The sequence below is a fragment of the Streptomyces venezuelae genome (assembly GCF_008642355.1).
Lineage (GTDB): Bacteria > Actinomycetota > Actinomycetes > Streptomycetales > Streptomycetaceae > Streptomyces > Streptomyces venezuelae_B.
Genome location: NZ_CP029193.1, coordinates 4235026 through 4247432, shown reverse-complemented (window position 1 = coordinate 4247432; position 12407 = coordinate 4235026). Strand labels below are relative to the sequence as shown.

Here is a 12407-nt window from a genome sequence, read left to right as displayed (position 1 = left end):
TGAGGAGCTCGGCATGACGCCCCAACAGCAGCTGGCCGACGTGTTCGTGGCCCTGGCCGGCAGCGCGACGGAAGGCTCACCGGACGTATCCGAAACCCTCGCGATTCTGGCGGACCGCAGCCCGGCCCTGCTCCAGGTGCGCGCCGCGTCCGTGGTGTACACGCCGGGCGGGCGCGAGAAGGCGCGGGTGAACGGTTCCGATTCCGACGTGACGCGCCTGGAGCACGAGGCGCTCTCCTGGCAGGAGGGCCCCGGCCACGGCCCGCGCCGCACCGACGCGCGCCTCACGGCGCCGCTGTCGCTGGACGACACGCCGCTGCGACGCCACTGGCCCCGCTACGTCCCGCGGGCCCTGGCGCTCGGTCACACGCACGTCGTCGCCCTGCCTCTCGTGGTGCCGGACCGTACGCTCGGGGCGCTCGTCCTCTTCTCCGACCGGGGAAACGTCCCCTCGGCCGACGCGCGGGCGCTGGGCCAGTCCCTCGCCGACTTCACCGCCGTCACGCTGCACCGCGCGCAGGAGGCCGAGCAGGGCCGGACGCTCACCGGCCAGCTGGAGCGGGCCCTGACCAGCCGCGTGGTCATCGAGCAGGCCAAGGGCGTGCTCGCGACGCGCAGGTCGCTGACCATGGACGACGCGTTCGACGCGCTGCGCTCGCATGCCAGGTCCCAGCGGCGGCCGCTGAACGACGTGGCGCGCGAGGTGGTCGACGGACAGGCTGACCCGGCGCTGACCGACCCCACCGGCGCGGCCCCGGAGGGGCGCGACAGCGGGACGTGAGCGGTACGGCAGCGGAACGTGAGCGGGGCCGGTCAGAGTGGTGCGTGTCGGCAGGCCTGCAGGTCAGGCGCTGACTCCCAGCAGTTCATGACCATTCACCTCGGGGGAAATCCCATGCGTACGTTCCGCAGCCGCACCACTGTCCTCGGCCGCTCCACCGCTCTCGCCGCCACCGGCGCCGCCGTGCTCGCCCTCTCCCTCACCGCCTGCGGCAGCGGCTCCGACACGAAGGCGGCGGAGCCGGCCGGGGCGACGGTCGCGGCGACCGGGACCAAGGCGGAGTCCAAGGCCGGGGCCAAGTCCGAGGCCAACGGCGAGACCACGGTGACCGTCGGCGGGTCCCACGACGTCAAGGCCGCGGGTGCCACGGTTGCCGCCAAGCCCGGCGGCAAGCGGACCGCCGCGGCCGCCGCGCCCGTCTGCACCACCAAGGACGTCACCATCAGCGCCGCGCGCCACGGCGGCCCGCCCTACACCCACATCGTCCTGACCGCGAAGAACACGTCGGGCCACAGCTGCAAGATGACCGGCTTCCCGGAGATCCAGTTCCTGGAGAGCCACAAGCAGGACGTGCCGGCCGTCGCCAAGAGCAAGCCCGCGTCCCCGGTCGTCCTGAAGGCGGGCGCCCCCGCGTACGCGCTGGTCAAGATCTCGGACGGCGGCGTCGACGAGACCAACGAGCCCGTCTCGGCCTTCCAGGTGACGCTCCAGGGCGGCGGCATGGCCGCGGTCAGGGCCCCCGGCAGCGCCGGCATCGCCGTCGACCCGGCGAAGGCGCTGACGGGCTACTGGACGTACGAGCTGCGCAATGGCGCCGACGACTTCTAGGACCTGTGCAGGAGCCGTTCGGCGCGGTCAGCGGGTGCGGATGTGCCACATGGAGAGCTCGTCGTCGTGGGCGCGGAGGCGGGCCACGGCCTGCTCCAGGGTGCGGAGCTCGGTCAGCTCGTAGAAGAGGAACAGGGGCGCGAAGACGCTCGCGTAGCCGAAGGGGGCGCCCCTGGGGGCCACGCAGGCGCTCGCGCCCGCGTCGAGGAACGCGTCGACGAGTTCCGGGTCGCCGGCGTCGCAGCCGGTGAGGATGACGACACTGCCGGAGAGACGGACGTGCGTGCGCACCTCGGCCGGTCCCATCTCGCCGTCGAACGGCTGGAACCGCGCCAGTTCGGGGGCAAGTTCGGGGAGGAGGATGCGGCCTTCGTCGCCGTGGCAGGCGATGATCACGTAGGGGGCGTCAGGGTCGTCCAGGGCCGCGATCAGGTGGCGGGGCTGGCCCACCCGTACGTAGGTGACCTGGACACCGAAGACTTCGAGGGCGTCCCGTAAGGCGCGGGCGCCGCCCTCCTCGACGTCGAGCAGGTCGACCCGGGTCCACGCGGGCCGCCCAGCCTGCACTTCGCGGATGCGGGAGGGGCGTTGGGTGGCGAGCCAGCGGGCTTCGGCCCCGGGTTCCGGCTTCGACTCCCTCGTCATCGGCGTCCCCCTTCTCCGTAGGGGGAGACGTGGATTTCCCGGACGGGGTTGCCGCCCGGCCACGTCGCACAGACCTTCGACGCTGCCCCGCTCACCCCCGTACAGTGGCGAGATCCCGCATTCCATCCGGGACGATTCGTACTTCTACCAGGGGGGCCTGACCATGGCACTGTTCGGAAACGCGCACACCGTAGACCCGATGAAGGCGCAGAACGAGTACGCGCGGCTGCTCGGCCACGGTGAGCAGGTGCACGCCGCGTACACGCTGATACGCGACACCATGCTGTTCACGGACCGTCGACTGATCATGGTCGACAAGCAGGGGATCACCGGCAAGAAGGTCGAGTACCACTCGGTGCCGTACCGCAGCATCACGCACTTCGCCGTGGAGACCGCGGGCCACTTCGACCTCGACGCGGAGCTGAAGATCTGGATCTCCGGCAACCCCGCGCCGATGCAGAAGACGTTCACGAAGGGCGTCGACATCTACGAGGTCCAGGCGATCCTCACCCAGTTCGTGGCCCGCTGACCCGTCCCGCGGGGTCGTCGGTGCCGACCTTCGGCGGCCACGCGTAGACCAAAGTGCGATGAGCGCGCCCCGCGCTGATCGGCATGCTCGGGATCACCGGACGGCGGCGGTTGGGGCCGCCGCCGGTTCGGGATCACGGGAGGCGCTGTGCGGGACGACGTCGGTGGGATCAGTGCGGTCGGCGGGATCAGTCGGGGGCGGTTTCTGGCGGGGAGTGCGGCCGTAGGGGCCGCGGTGGCCACCGGGGTGCTGGGGGCGGGCGCGGGCGAGGCCGGGGCCGCCGTCGGTGCTCACACTCCGCCCCGGCGCGGGTTGGCGTATCGGGGCGTCTGTTACGAGGTGGGGGACGGGGACGGGCCCGCCACCGCGTGGAGTGCGGACCGCATGCGGCGCGATCTGCGCGCCATCAGGCACGAGCTGCACGCCGACTCCGTCTCCGTGTACGGCACCGGCGTCGACCGCCTCGCCGCCACCGCCTCCGAAGCCGCCGAGCGCGGGCTCCACGTCTGGCTGCAGCCGCGCCTCGCCGACGTCCCGGAGCGGGACATCCTCGACCACCTCGCCGAGACCGGCCGGCACGCCGAACGCATGCGGCGGCAAGGGGCGCGCGTGTACCTCAGCGTCGGGTGCGAGTTCGTGCTGTTCGTGCCCGGGATCGTGCCGGGCGCCGACGCGCTGGAGCGGGTGCGGAACATCCTCAGGGGCAACTACGACCCTGAGCGCATGGTCCGGGAGGTCCGACGCTTCGTCGGGCTCGCCGCGAAGACCGGTCGCCGCGTCTTCCGAGGCCCTTTGACGTACGGCGCCGCCCACGACGACGACGTCGACTGGTCCCTCTTCGACCTGGTCAGCGTGAACTACTACGGGTACCACGCGAACGCGCGGGGCTACGTGAAAGACCTCTCCCCGCACGCCCGTTGGGGCAAGCCCGTCGCCATCACCGAGTGCGGCTCGTGCACGTACGAAGGGGCTCCGCAGGACGGGGGCATGGGATGGTACGAGTCCATCGACTACTCCGTGGAGCCTCCGGTGATCACGGGTGGGCTCGTACGCAGCGAACGTACGCAGGCCGCTTACCTCTCCGACGTCTTCGACGTCTTCGAGTCCATGAACCTGCACGCGGCGCTGGTCTACCAGTTCGTCAGCCCCGAGCTGCCGCACCGGCCCGACTCGCCCCGTCATGACCTGGACGTCGCCAGTTACGGGCTCGCCAAGGTGTTGCGGAAGCGTCCGGAGGACCCGGGGTCCCCCTGGCACTGGGAGCCGAAGGAGTCGTTCCGGGCGCTGGCGGACCGTTTCGCGCGCGCCCAACGTTGATAACCTCGGCGTCGGCTTGGCCCGTGAGGGTCTTCCCTCCCCGCCGCGCGTGTGTTTGCCTTAGGGCCATTTCGGCTGTCTGGGGCGGGAGTTGCCGCATGCGGAAGCGGAAGCGGAGTCTTTGGGGCGCGGGGGTCGTCGCCGGGCTGCTGTTGCTGGGCGCGTGCGGGGACCCCGGGTCCGGGGACGCGGCACCGGCGGATCTTCCCCAGGCGTCGGAGTCCGCGGCGCGCTCGGGTTCGTCCGCCGGGCCGTCCACGACGCCCCGTGAACGCGCGGCGCGCAACGCCCCGGGCAAGCCTGTCCGCGCCCCCAAGGTCCTCTACCTCGGCGACTCCCTCGCCATGGAGAACCAGGTCGTCCTCGGACAGCACCTCAAGGGCCGCCTCGGTGCTCGGTACCGGAGCGCGCCGTACTCCGGCACGACCCTCTGCGACTACCTCGACGGCACGGGTGAGGCCTCCCTCGTCCCCGACAAGGACAAGGCGGCGGCTCTCGTACGCGCTCAACGGCCCGACTACGTCATCCTCCAGTTCTGGGGCAACGCGTGGGGCTACACGCCGTGCATGAAGGGGATCACCTACGACAAGCGGCGCGCGGAGTACTTCGACCGGTACGCGGCGGACGCGCGGCGCCTCGCCGCGCAGATCCGGGGCGCGGGGGGTGGGCGGACGCGTGTCGTGTGGGTCCTCCAGGGACCCGACGCGATCACGCCGGACCGCGTGCGCCGCGTCAACGCCATCTACCAGGCGCAGGCCCGCGCCTCGGGGGGCCTCGTCGCCGACGCGGGCAAAACGGTGGCTCCGGGCGCGGATCGCTACACGTGGGTGGAGAAGTTGCCCTGCACGGCGTACGAGCGGGCCCACGCGGCGTACTGCACGGAGCCGGGTGCGGGGCTCACGGCTCTCCACCGTGACAAGGACTACCTGCACTTCTGCCTTGCGCCGACCACGGCCAGGTCCCGGCCCTGCCCGGTGCGTTCGCCGGGCATCCGGCGCATGGCCGAGGCGGTCACCTCGCGGGTCGCGTCAGATCTCCGCTGACTGTGCTGCCGCGACGAGGTGGGTGAAGGCGGTACGGGTGACGGCGCCGCGTCCACCCGTTCCGCGAAGTCCCTGGGCGGCACCCTTCTGGTCGTCTCCACCTGCCCGATCAGTGACGCCGTGAGGTCGCGCAGTTCGACCCCTGCGCACAGGGTGATCAGAGCGTCGCTCTGAGATGACGCGCATCACGTAACTCGTCCGTCACCCGTTCGGCCCACACCGCTGGCCGCGCGCGCCTCCCCGCTCGACGCTGAAAGTCCCCTGTGTGTCCCTACGGAAGAAATGGGGCGGCGCCATGAGCAGCAGTGCCACCGCGCCCGACAAGCCCGCCGATCACCGCCACGACGAGAGCGGCTCCGCGCTCTGGGCGTCCGGCGGGACGATGTTCGCCGGTGTCCTGATGATGGTGAACGGCATCCTCGGCATCTTCGAGGGCATCGCCGGTATCGCGAAGGACGACGTGTACGAACGCGTCGGCGACTACGTCTACAAGTTCAACCTCACCGCGTGGGGCTGGATCCACCTGGTCCTCGGCATCCTCGTGACCGTCGTCGGGTGGGGCATTCTCAAGGGTGCGAGCTGGGCCAGGGCGACCGGCGTCGCGCTCGCCGCGCTGGCCATCGTGGCGCAGTTCCTGTGGCTGCCGTACACGCCCGTGTGGGCGCTGATCTCCATCGCGATCGGCGTCTTCGTCATCTGGGCGCTCTGCAACGACCGTTCCGACGTCGCGGGACCCTGAATTCAGTGGCCGGCGCGGTCCGCCGGGACGCCGAGTGACGTCAGGCCGTCCAGGACCAGGTCCACGCCCACGGCCGCGAGCAGCAGGCCCAGGAGGCGGCCAAGGAGTTCGATCGTGGCGTGGTGCGTGCGGCTGAGGATGCGGGCCAGGACGACGACGCACAGCAGGTCGATCACGATCACGGTGACGTACGCGCCGACCACCGTGGACCGCCACGTCCACGAGTCGCGGGCCGCGCCCTCGATCAGTACCGCCGTCATCGCGAGGGGGCTCACCACGTACGGCATGAGCAGTTGCCGCACCCCGCTGACCAGGTCCGGTGCGTCGGGGCCCGAGGCCTCCGTGCCGAGGTGGACGCCGAGGACGAGGCCGACGGCGTAGATGAAGAAGATGACGCCGCCCGCGACCTGGAGCGCGGGGGTCGAGATGTGGAAGAGGTCGAGGAGCCAGGGCGAGGCGATGCCGGTGACCAGGCCCACGAGGATCGCCGCCGACGACGAGATCAGGGCGATTCGGCGCAGCTCGGTCGTGGGGTGGGTCTGGGCGAGGCCGGCGAAGGCGAGCAGGACCTTTGGGGGGCCGACGACGGAGAAGAACGTGATGAATGCGGCGGAATAGCTCAGAGCGGTCATGGGGGCATCCTGCATGTCGGCGCAGGGGGTGCCTGGGAAGGCGGGCGGTGACTTCGGTGGGCCTGCGTCTTCGATGGTTGCCGGGGCCGCCCGGGGTTTTGCGGAGTGTGGCGGTTCCGGGCCGGGAGTAAAGGGCGCTCCGCTGCGCTGCGCGTCGGCTGCGCCGATTCCGCTGCGCTCCACCCTTGACTCCCGTCCCTCCACCGCGAGCTGTTTCTTGACCCGGACGGCCAGGGGTGAGGCGGCGGATCCGGGTGGGTGGGTCATTGCCGTTCATCGCCGGGTGCGGCCCGGTCCATCGTGGCCGACGGGTCACGGTCACGGGCCCGCCTACCGCGCGGCTTGGCCGCTCGGGTCATCCGCTCGCGCTGCCGGGTGCGGACCGGCTCATCGTGAGTGGCCCTCACTGTTCGGGGCGGGTCGGCCGCTTTCGTTGCCGGGTGCGGACCGGCCCAACGTGGGCGGGAGCCATGCTCGATGAGCTGTGGCCCGGGGGGCGCCGCGCCCTCCGGCACCTACTTTGGGAAAGTTGCGAATCGGTCGGCCGCGCGCCCCCTTCTCGCTTCCCTGTGCGCCGTCAGTTACGTCATGGATGTCGCGAATCCGGCGCGGTAAGCCCGTGAGCAGGGGGGCGTGTGCGGCTTGGCAGGGGGGCGCGCGGCGAAGGCATTCGCAACTTTCCCGAAGTAGGTGCCGGAGGGGGGCGGCCCCCGGCCGGATACAGCTCATCGACCGTGACTTCCGCCCACGATGGACCGGACCGCACCCGGCAACGAGAGCCGATGACCCGACCCGGACGGTGAGGGTGGCTTGCGTTGGGACGGGCCGCACCCGGCCACGCGAGCCGATGACCCGAGCGGCCAAGCCGCGCGGTAGGCGGGCCCGTGACCGTGACCCGCCGCCCACGATGGACCGGGCCGCACCCGGCAGCGAAAGCCGATGACTGCGCCAGCGGTCCCCGTTGCCCCCACCCCTGGCCGTCCGGGTCAACAAGCAGCTCGCGGTGGAGGGACGGGAGTCAAGGGTGGAGCGCAGCGGAATCGGCGCAGCCGACGCGCAGCGCAGCGGAGCGCCCTTTACTCCCGGCCCGGAACCGCCACACTCCGCAAAACCCCGGGCGGCCCCGGCAAGCATCGAAGGCGCGGGCCCACCGAAGTCACCGCCCGCCCCCGACCTAGTACGCCGCCGGCCCCCCATTCGCCCCCACCACATCCCGTACCACCCGAACAAACCCCTCCACCCGCGCATCCGCCCCCACACCCACCAACCGGTGGATCAGCGCGACCTCCGCGGACGGCACGTCGTCGAGGGGCACGAACGTGACGCCGGGCCGGGCGTAGTACTTCTCCACGGAGGCCACGACCGGTGAGATGCCCTGGCCCGCCGCGATCAGGGTCATCAGTTCCTGGAAGGACGCCACCGCCTGGCCCCGGCGGATCTCGCGCCCGCTGGGCGTACGCGGCGGCACGTGGAAGTCCCACCAGTACGCGGGCGCGCCGTTCACGACGCCGAAGAACGTCTCGCCCGCCAACTCCTCCAGGGAGACGGAGGTCCGCCCTGCCAACGGGTGGCCGACCGGCATCGCGAGGAGACGCGGCTCGTTGATGACGACCGGGCCGACGGCCAGGTCCGGCTCCTGGACGGGCAGGCACGTGAAGAGCACGTCGATCTCGCCACCCCGCAACGCGCCCAGCGGATCCTGGTACTGGGTCTCCCGCATCCGCACCTCGACCCCAGGACTGCGCTCCCGGAACAGCGTCAGAATCGGGGCCGTCAGCGTGCCCGCGCCCGCCCCGAGGAAGCCGACGTTCAGCTCACCGCCGACGCCCCGCGCGACATTCTTCGCGCGGGCCACCGCCGCCTCCATCTCCTTGTGGAGCGGCGCCAGATCGTCGTACAGCTGACGCCCCAGCGGCGACAACCGCACCACACGGCTCGTGCGCTCGAAGAGCGGAGCACCGATCTTGCGCTCCAGCTTCTTCACCGTCTGGCTGACCCGCGCCTGCGAGAGCAGCAGCCGCTCCGCCGTACGCCCGAAATGCAGCTCCTCGGCCAGGGTCAAGAAGGTCTCCAGCTCTTGCCGCTCCATCGCAGTACCCCCTGTGACCTGCATCGATAAGCCTGAGCGCGTCGATCGTTTCATGGATCGCCGTTGATGACGGATCGCCGTCGGCGGATCTTTGAGGAGTCGGGACGGCGGACCGCCGAACGGACGCCTTCTCCCTCCTCGTCACTCCTCGACCAGCCGGAGCCTTCGATGATTTCGCGTGCCCGCACGTCCCTCGCCACCACCGTCACCGCCACCGCCGCCGCTCTCGCCCTGACCGCCGGGCTCGCCGTCACCGCTGGAGCCCAGGCCGTTCCGCCCTCGTCCGCGCATCACGGCGTCTCATGGACCGCTGCCTGGGCGAGCGCCCCACAGCGCCCCAGCACCGGCTTCAAGCCCAACTGGTCCGAAGCCGGCTTCGACGACCAGACCCTCCGCCAGGTCGTCCGCGTCACCGAAGGCGGTGACGGAGCCCGCATCCGGCTCTCCAACGCGTACGGCAGCTCTCCGCTGCGGATCGAGAGCGCGACCATCGCCCGAGCCGGGAAGGGTGCGGCCGTGGAGAAGGGATCGGTCACGCGGCTCACCTTCGGCGGAGAGTCGGGCGTCACCATTCCCGCTCGCGGGCACCTGCGGAGTGACGCCGCCGGGTTGGGACTCGAACCCTTCGAGTCCGTCACCGTCACCCTCCACCTCTCCGGCACGACCGGGCCCGCCACCTTCCACGCCCAGTCCTTCGCGACCAGCTACCGCGCCGCCGGGAACCACACCTCCGACACGGGCGGCCGGGCCTTCGGCGAGTCGACCGAGTCCTGGTACTACCTCTCCGGCGTGGACGTCGGCAGCTCCCGCGCCCCGGAGAAGCGCGACGGCGTCGTCCTCTTCGGCGACTCCATCACCGACGGGTTCGCCTCCTCCACCGACCGCAACCGCCGCTGGTCCGACGCCCTCGCCGAGAGACTCGACAAGGCGGGGAAGTCACAGCCCGTCCTCAACGCCGGCATCGGCGGCAACATGGTCCTCAACGATTCGGCCTGGTACGGCGAGAAGAGCGCCAACCGGTTCTCGCGCGACGCCCTCGACCTGCCCGGCGTGGGCACGGTCGTCGTCCTCGAAGGCCTCAACGACATCGGGTTCAGCGAGACCGACAAGCCGACCTACAAGCCCGCTCCGGTCGTCTCCGCCCGCGAACTCATCGAAGGGCACCGGGAGTTGATACGCAAGGCGCGCGCCAAGGGCGTACGGGTCGTCGGCGCCACCCTCCTGCCCCTCGGCGGCTCCGACCACTACGGCAAGCACGCCGCCGCCGTGAGCGACGAGTTCAACGACTGGGTGCGGACGTCCGGCGAGTACGACGCGTACGTCGACTTCGACAGGGCCCTCGCCGACCCGCGGGACCCCGAGCGCATCGCCCCCGCGTACGACAGCGGCGACCACCTGCACCCGAACGACGCGGGCTACCGTGCCATGGCCCGCGCGGTGGACCTGGAGGCCCTGTGATGACCGGGCGGCAGAAGCTCGTCCTCACCCTTCTCCTCGGGTCCCAGTTCATGGTCGCCGTGGACTTCTCCATCCTGAACGTCGCCCTGCCCGTCGTCGGCGAAGGGCTCGGCTTCTCCCTCGCCGATCTTCAGTGGATCGCCACGTCCTTCGCGCTCGCAGCCGCAGGTTTCACGCTCCTCTTCGGCCGTGTCGCGGACCTCTTCGGACGCAAGCGGCTCTTCATCGGCGGCATGGCGCTGCTCGGCCTCTCCTCGGCCCTCGGGGGTCTCGCCACCTCCCCGGACGTGCTGCTCACGGCGCGGGTGCTGCAAGGACTCGCCACGGCGGCCGTCACCCCGGCGGGGCTCGCGCTGCTCACCACCGCGTTCCGCGAGGGGCCGCTGCGGGACCGGGCCCTCGGACTCAACGGCGCGCTGATGTCCGCCGGCTTCACCACCGGCGCCGTCCTCGGCGGGCTCCTCACCGAACTGCTCTCCTGGCGGTGGGCGTTCTTCATCAACGTGCCCGTCGCGGCCGTGGTCGTCGCCCTCGCGCCGGCCCTGCTCACCGACTCGCGGATCGTGTGCAGGCACCGGCTCGACCTGCCGGGCGCGGTCACCGTCACGGGCGGGCTGCTGGCCCTCGTCCACGGGCTCACGCGGGCCGGGGAGACCGGCTGGACCGAGCCCCACGCGCTCGCCTCGCTGCTCGCGGGCGGCGGTCTGCTCGTCGCCTTCTGGTTCGTGGAGCAGCGGTCGCCCGCGCCGCTCGTACCCGTCCGCATCATGCGGCGCCGGTCCGTCGTCTGGGGCAATGCCGCCGGCCTGATCGCCTTCGCGACGGAGACCTCGCTGGTCTTCCTCATGACGCTCTACTTGCAGGAAGTCCTCGGCTACTCCGCTCTCGCCACGGGGCTCGCGTTCGGCGTCCTCGGCGTCGGCACGGTGGTCGGCGGGCTGCTCGGCGGGCGGGCCGTGAGCCGGTTCGGCGGGCGGGCGACGATCCTCGGCGGGGGTGTGGTGCAGGCCGCCGCCACGGTGTCGCTGGTCGCGCTCGGTACGTCGGGCGGATGGCTGTATCCGCTGCTTGCCGCGACGTTCGTGGGCGGTGTCGGCAACATGCTTCTGATCGTGGGGTTCATGGTGACCGCCACGTCGGGTGTCGCCGACTCCGAGCAGGGTCTGGCGACCGGTCTCGCGACCATGACCCAGCAGGTCGGCATCACGCTCGGCATCCCCGTGATGAGCGCAATCGTGGCGGCCCGGACAGGGGGCCCCGCGGATCCGCGGGGCGTCCTGTCCGGGGTGAGTGTGGCCGTGGCCGTCAACTCCGCGCTGGTGCTGGGGGTTTCAGCGCTCGCCGCACACCGGCTCGGCGAGGGCGCCCGCGGGAAGAGCGCGGCTCACTCGGTCGTGTAGTAGCGGTAGAACATCACCGCGAAGACACCCGCCGCGACCACCGACGCGATCACGGTGGACCTCAGCACACTCGCACCGCCCAGACTGCAGAGGAAGCCGAGCGCGATGCCCGCGAACGCCGCCCAGGACAGGGCGCGCAGTTCGCGCGGGAGCGAGGGCGCGAGGCGGTGCAGGGCGAACATGACGGCGGCGAAGATCAGGCCGGTCACCACCCCGAGCATGACGTTCCCGGTGGTGATCGGCCCGCCGTCGCGTCGGATCGCGCAGGCCCAGAGGCCGTAGACGATCCCCGCGAGCAGGGCGAGGCCCGCCCAGCGGGACGCGGAGGTCGCGGTCGTCCGGGGGGAGCGGGGCGCGTAGCGGACGGGTGCGGTGTGTGCCATGACGGTTCCCTTCTCGGCCCCCCGACGACGACGTGCGTATCAGTGGTTGCGGTAGGAACAGGGGCCGCAGTCCTGGTGGTCGCGGTGGTCATGGTGGTCACGGTCGCGCCACTTCGGGCACGGGTCCTCGGACCACGACCCGCAGCTCGGCACGTGACGGCCGCCCGTGTCGACGTACTCCGCGCTCACCCAGCCCCGCTCGCCCTCCAGCCAGTACCAGTGCGGGTTGCCGTGCACGGACATGCCGCGTACGGCGCACTTGACGCGGTCCTCGCTGCCGTACGGCATCTTCGCCAGGATCTTGCCGTGCGTACTCGGCTCGTCCCTGACCTTCAGGTCCGGCCCCGAGACGACGGTGCCCCAGATGACGCTGTCGTTGTCGTGGGCGGGAGCGGCGGTAGCGGTTGCGGTGGCAGCGACGGTCCCGAAGGTCAGCAGCGCCGCCACGCTCAGAGCGATTCGCATGATCAGCCTCCTCGCCCCCTCATCCAGGTAACACCCGATCGGCCGAGCGCTCCACCGGAAGCTTCCCTACGCTGAAATCGATGAGCTGAAATCGAAGA

14 protein-coding genes are annotated in these 12407 nt (G+C 71.4%); 8 read left to right on the top strand and 6 right to left on the bottom strand.

Annotated features, from left to right (window positions below):
- Positions 1-13 precede the first annotated feature (13 nt).
- Both DEJ47_RS19670 and DEJ47_RS19665 read left to right on the top strand, forming a co-directional pair.
- Complete coding sequence (locus DEJ47_RS19670; RefSeq protein ID WP_150170125.1) at positions 14-781, top strand: GAF and ANTAR domain-containing protein; 768 nt, start codon at positions 14-16, stop codon at positions 779-781.
- A gap of 114 nt (positions 782-895) precedes the next feature.
- Complete coding sequence (locus DEJ47_RS19665; RefSeq protein ID WP_150170123.1) at positions 896-1609, top strand: DUF4232 domain-containing protein; 714 nt, start codon at positions 896-898, stop codon at positions 1607-1609.
- Between the two features lie 27 nt (positions 1610-1636).
- On the opposite strand, the gene DEJ47_RS19660 is transcribed toward DEJ47_RS19665, so the two are convergent.
- Positions 1637-2254 (bottom strand): hypothetical protein, encoded by a 618-nt coding sequence (locus tag DEJ47_RS19660; RefSeq protein ID WP_150170121.1) that lies wholly within the window; start codon positions 2252-2254, stop codon positions 1637-1639.
- 163 nt (positions 2255-2417) lie between these two features.
- Between DEJ47_RS19660 and DEJ47_RS19655 the strand changes: the two genes are divergently transcribed.
- Positions 2418-2783 (top strand): PH domain-containing protein, encoded by a 366-nt coding sequence (locus DEJ47_RS19655; protein WP_150170119.1) that lies wholly within the window; start codon positions 2418-2420, stop codon positions 2781-2783.
- Positions 2784-2876: 93 nt separating this feature from the next.
- On the opposite strand, the gene DEJ47_RS36965 is transcribed toward DEJ47_RS19655, so the two are convergent.
- Entirely contained in the window at positions 2877-3077 is a 201-nt protein-coding gene (locus tag DEJ47_RS36965) for a hypothetical protein (protein ID WP_223828794.1), read from the bottom strand.
- A gap of 90 nt (positions 3078-3167) precedes the next feature.
- Between DEJ47_RS36965 and DEJ47_RS19650 the strand changes: the two genes are divergently transcribed.
- The 3 genes from DEJ47_RS19650 to DEJ47_RS19640 all read left to right on the top strand — a co-directional run bounded on the left by DEJ47_RS19650 (position 3168) and on the right by DEJ47_RS19640 (position 5882).
- Entirely contained in the window at positions 3168-4100 is a 933-nt protein-coding gene (locus tag DEJ47_RS19650; protein ID WP_317850823.1) for an abortive phage infection protein, read from the top strand.
- A gap of 98 nt (positions 4101-4198) precedes the next feature.
- Positions 4199-5143, top strand: a complete 945-nt coding sequence (locus DEJ47_RS19645) for an SGNH/GDSL hydrolase family protein (RefSeq protein WP_150170117.1) — start codon at positions 4199-4201, stop codon at positions 5141-5143.
- Positions 5144-5438: 295 nt separating this feature from the next.
- Positions 5439-5882: a hypothetical protein gene (locus DEJ47_RS19640; protein ID WP_150170115.1), complete on the top strand. Its 444-nt coding sequence runs from the start codon at positions 5439-5441 to the stop codon at positions 5880-5882.
- Between the two features lie 2 nt (positions 5883-5884).
- Here the strand turns inward: DEJ47_RS19640 and DEJ47_RS19635 are convergent, their stop codons facing one another.
- Positions 5885-6514 (bottom strand): MarC family protein, encoded by a 630-nt coding sequence (locus tag DEJ47_RS19635; RefSeq protein ID WP_150170113.1) that lies wholly within the window; start codon positions 6512-6514, stop codon positions 5885-5887.
- Positions 6515-7688: 1174 nt separating this feature from the next.
- Complete coding sequence (locus tag DEJ47_RS19630) at positions 7689-8603, bottom strand: LysR family transcriptional regulator (protein WP_190415464.1); 915 nt, start codon at positions 8601-8603, stop codon at positions 7689-7691.
- A 168-nt stretch (positions 8604-8771) separates the two neighbouring features.
- On the opposite strand from DEJ47_RS19630, the gene DEJ47_RS19625 reads away from it, so the two are divergent.
- Positions 8772-10061: an SGNH/GDSL hydrolase family protein gene (locus DEJ47_RS19625; protein ID WP_150170112.1), complete on the top strand. Its 1290-nt coding sequence runs from the start codon at positions 8772-8774 to the stop codon at positions 10059-10061.
- Positions 10061-11461, top strand: a complete 1401-nt coding sequence (locus tag DEJ47_RS19620) for an MFS transporter (protein WP_150170110.1) — start codon at positions 10061-10063, stop codon at positions 11459-11461. Before DEJ47_RS19625 ends, DEJ47_RS19620 begins: the two co-directional genes overlap by 1 nt.
- Here DEJ47_RS19620 and DEJ47_RS19615 read toward each other — a convergent pair.
- Both DEJ47_RS19615 and DEJ47_RS19610 read right to left on the bottom strand, forming a co-directional pair.
- On the bottom strand, positions 11446-11844 hold the full coding sequence (locus DEJ47_RS19615) for a hypothetical protein (protein ID WP_150170108.1): 399 nt from the start codon (positions 11842-11844) through the stop codon (positions 11446-11448). The genes DEJ47_RS19620 and DEJ47_RS19615 overlap by 16 nt on opposite strands.
- A gap of 39 nt (positions 11845-11883) precedes the next feature.
- Positions 11884-12309, bottom strand: a complete 426-nt coding sequence (locus tag DEJ47_RS19610; protein WP_150170106.1) for an SH3 domain-containing protein — start codon at positions 12307-12309, stop codon at positions 11884-11886.
- Positions 12310-12407 lie beyond the last annotated feature (98 nt).

Excerpts from the sequence above, each read along its gene's own strand:
- DEJ47_RS19635 (WP_150170113.1), bottom strand. The coding sequence starts at position 6,514 with ATGACCGCTCTGAGCTATTCCGCCGCATTCATCACGTTCTTCTCCGTC.
- DEJ47_RS19660 (WP_150170121.1), bottom strand. The coding sequence starts at position 2,254 with ATGACGAGGGAGTCGAAGCCGGAACCCGGGGCCGAAGCCCGCTGGCTC.
- DEJ47_RS19655 (WP_150170119.1), top strand. The coding sequence starts at position 2,418 with ATGGCACTGTTCGGAAACGCGCACACCGTAGACCCGATGAAGGCGCAG.
- DEJ47_RS19615 (WP_150170108.1), bottom strand. The coding sequence starts at position 11,844 with ATGGCACACACCGCACCCGTCCGCTACGCGCCCCGCTCCCCCCGGACG.
- DEJ47_RS19665 (WP_150170123.1), top strand. The coding sequence starts at position 896 with ATGCGTACGTTCCGCAGCCGCACCACTGTCCTCGGCCGCTCCACCGCT.
- DEJ47_RS19645 (WP_150170117.1), top strand. The coding sequence starts at position 4,199 with ATGCGGAAGCGGAAGCGGAGTCTTTGGGGCGCGGGGGTCGTCGCCGGG.
- DEJ47_RS19650 (WP_317850823.1), top strand. The coding sequence starts at position 3,168 with ATGCGGCGCGATCTGCGCGCCATCAGGCACGAGCTGCACGCCGACTCC.
- DEJ47_RS19670 (WP_150170125.1), top strand. The coding sequence starts at position 14 with ATGACGCCCCAACAGCAGCTGGCCGACGTGTTCGTGGCCCTGGCCGGC.
- DEJ47_RS19620 (WP_150170110.1), top strand. The coding sequence starts at position 10,061 with ATGACCGGGCGGCAGAAGCTCGTCCTCACCCTTCTCCTCGGGTCCCAG.
- DEJ47_RS19610 (WP_150170106.1), bottom strand. The coding sequence starts at position 12,309 with ATGCGAATCGCTCTGAGCGTGGCGGCGCTGCTGACCTTCGGGACCGTC.
- DEJ47_RS19625 (WP_150170112.1), top strand. The coding sequence starts at position 8,772 with ATGATTTCGCGTGCCCGCACGTCCCTCGCCACCACCGTCACCGCCACC.
- DEJ47_RS19630 (WP_190415464.1), bottom strand. The coding sequence starts at position 8,603 with ATGGAGCGGCAAGAGCTGGAGACCTTCTTGACCCTGGCCGAGGAGCTG.
- DEJ47_RS19640 (WP_150170115.1), top strand. The coding sequence starts at position 5,439 with ATGAGCAGCAGTGCCACCGCGCCCGACAAGCCCGCCGATCACCGCCAC.